Source organism: Desulfurococcus sp., assembly GCF_049970475.1.
GTDB classification, from domain to species: domain Archaea; phylum Thermoproteota; class Thermoprotei_A; order Sulfolobales; family Desulfurococcaceae; genus Desulfurococcus; species Desulfurococcus amylolyticus.
The window spans coordinates 1-2,553 of the sequence record NZ_JBMFMW010000133.1; the positions used below are offsets into that span (position 1 = coordinate 1).

Annotated in this window: 3 protein-coding genes; all 3 read left to right on the forward strand. The window is 46.3% G+C overall.

Going from position 1 to position 2,553, the window contains the following annotated elements:
- On the forward strand, positions 1-911 hold a 911-nt coding region (locus ACP5N5_RS06635; protein WP_428134315.1), incomplete at its 5' end, for a transketolase C-terminal domain-containing protein.
- 2 nt (positions 912-913) lie between these two features.
- Positions 914-1,972, forward strand: a complete 1,059-nt coding sequence (locus ACP5N5_RS06640; protein ID WP_042667433.1) for a thiamine pyrophosphate-dependent enzyme — start codon at positions 914-916, stop codon at positions 1,970-1,972.
- A complete protein-coding gene (locus ACP5N5_RS06645; protein ID WP_428134318.1) occupies positions 1,959-2,483 on the forward strand; it encodes a hydrogenase maturation protease in 525 nt (174 codons plus the stop codon). The genes ACP5N5_RS06640 and ACP5N5_RS06645 overlap by 14 nt, the downstream gene beginning before the upstream one ends.
- Positions 2,484-2,553 lie beyond the last annotated feature (70 nt).

Consider the following 2,553-nt stretch of genomic DNA (forward strand, 5'->3'; position numbering starts at 1 on the left):
TGGCGGTTGTCAACAGAGCTCTCTCAGCACGGATATACATACATAATGATCACAGTGATGCATACCTGATGAGGGACTCTGGATGGATACAGTTATTCGTGGAAAACGTGCAAGAGACGTATGATACCACTATACAGGCATTCAAGATAGCGGAGGATCCACGTGTACAATTACCTGTCGCCGTAAACCTTGACGGGTTCTTCCTAAGCCACACCCTGGAGAACTTCTACATGTTACCGGATGACACGGTCTATGAGTTCCTAGGAGGTCCGAGGAAACTGGTAAACGTTAAAGTAGACTATTTCAGCGAGGAAGTACCACTAGTGTTAAACCCGGCCAGGCCTTTAACATTCGGCTCACTGGATCTATACGATTATTACTTTGAACATAAAGTCCAGCAGGTGGAAGCCATGAAGAATGTGCCTCCTGTTGTAAGGGAGATAAATGAAGAATGGTATAAGCTAACGGGCAGGAGATATGGTGATGGAGTAGTAGATGCATATGGCGTGGAGGACGCCGACATAGTGATTGTTGCGATGGGTAGTGGGGCAGGCACAATCAGGAGTGTTGTGAAGAAGCTAAGAGAAAAGGGGGAGAAGATAGGATTGCTAAAGATAAGGATGTTCAGGCCCTTCCCATACAGTGATATAGCAGAAATACTCTCGGGCGCTAAAATAGTGGCTGTAATGGATAAAGCTATAGGGCCCGGCTCGTTTGGTGCGCTATACGAGGATATAGCGGCAAGTCTATATGATCTCGATGAGAGACCACTGCTACTCGACTACATCTACGGCCTAGGAGGGAGAGACCTGCCACCCTCACTAGTCTACAGGATGATTGAAGAAGTAAAGAAAGACCTAGAGTCCAAAAGTGTTGAAAGGAAGATAAGGTACTTAGGGGTGAGGGAGTAGCCATGACGGTTCAAACTCTGCCAGAATTCCCTGTTAAAAAGGGTGAGCCAGCATACAAGGTATGGATTTTCGAACCGGGTTGGAAGGGCGAGATACCGTTAAACTTCAACCTCAGGCAACTGGCTGAACAAAAGAGGCCGGTGCTATTACCTGGTCACAGGCTATGTGCTGGATGTACTGCACCATTGGTAGTAAAGCTAGCTAGCTTTGCTCTCAGAGGTCCAACGATATTCGTTAACGCCACCGGGTGTCTCGAGGTAGCATCCACGATATTTCCCTATACAAGCTGGGCTGCTCCATGGATCCACGTAGCATTCGAGAACGCTGCGGCTGTTGCCGGAGGCGTTGAATCAGCGATTAAGGCATTGAAGAAAACCGGGAGGTTACCTTATGATCACGTGGATGTTATAGTGTTTGCTGGTGATGGAGGAACCTTTGACATAGGATTCCAGGCTTTAAGCGGTATGGCTGAAAGGGGTCACGACGTATTATACATACTCTACGATAATGAGGCCTACATGAACACTGGTATACAGAGATCCGGTGGAACCCCGCAATTCGCGTCAACAACTACATCACCAGCCGGTGAAGTGATACCAGGTAAAACACAGGCTAAGAAGCCGATAGCCGATATAATGGTGGCCCATAGAATACCATATGTTGCTACAGCTACGCCAGCCCACTGGATGGATTTCATGAAGAAGGTTAGAAGGGGCTTAGAGGTTAATGGTCCGGCATTCATCCATGCATTAAGTGATTGTAACCGTGGATGGAGGCATGAAACAGATATATCAGTAGAGATAATGAGGAGAGCAGTTGATACATGCTACTTCCCATTATGGGAGTGGACACCTGAGCAGGGATATATGTTGACAGATAGGAGTCTAGCGATAGCTAGGAACCCGGCTTTAAAGCAACCCATCGAAAAATACATCGAGGTCCAAGGTAGGTTCAGACACCTATTAAAGCCGGAGAACAAGGAGCTATTAAAGCAATTCCAGGAATACGTTGACAAAGTATGGGAAGACCTCTTAAGAAGGGCTAGTAATGCACCAAAGTAGCCCACGACCCGAGACCGCTGATCCACAGGGGTTTTTTACTCTACTTAAACATATTTTAAGCGGTAAAGTACTAGTAGCTGGTGTAGGATCTCCTCTTAGGATGGATGATCAAGCAGGCCTGGTGTTCTGCGATAAACTAGTCGGAAGAGGTATTGCATGCATTAAATGCGAGTATGGTTTAGAGAACTGTATAAGCGAAATACTAAATGCCGAAGTGGAGAAGCTGGTGATAGTTGATGCAGTGATATATAGGGGGGCCAGGCCAGGAGAGATAATCATAGCTAGTGAAGACTCCCTAGCAGAGAAATACAGTCTAGCGACAACTCATACAATACCATTTGGGTTATTATCAAGGATGCTCCATGATGTCGGTATTAAAGAAGTATACGTGGTTGGTGTAGTACCGTTGAACCTAGATTATGGAGTAGAGATCTCCAGTGAAGTGGCTGAGAGTGTTGAGAAATTAGTTAACGCCTTCTCAATGATCCTCCTGGAACGTGGAAAACGGTGATCGAGTTTCAAGGGGTGGAGTCTTTTTGGTGTTTAGAGGAGGGGTTTATACTGGGTTGATAGGTGACAAT

What these genes read in the sequence shown, in the direction of transcription:
- ACP5N5_RS06640 (WP_042667433.1), top strand. Translation starts at nt 914, where the DNA reads ATGACGGTTCAAACTCTGCCAGAATTCCCTGTTAAAAAGGGTGAGCCA.
- ACP5N5_RS06645 (WP_428134318.1), top strand. Translation starts at nt 1,959, where the DNA reads ATGCACCAAAGTAGCCCACGACCCGAGACCGCTGATCCACAGGGGTTT.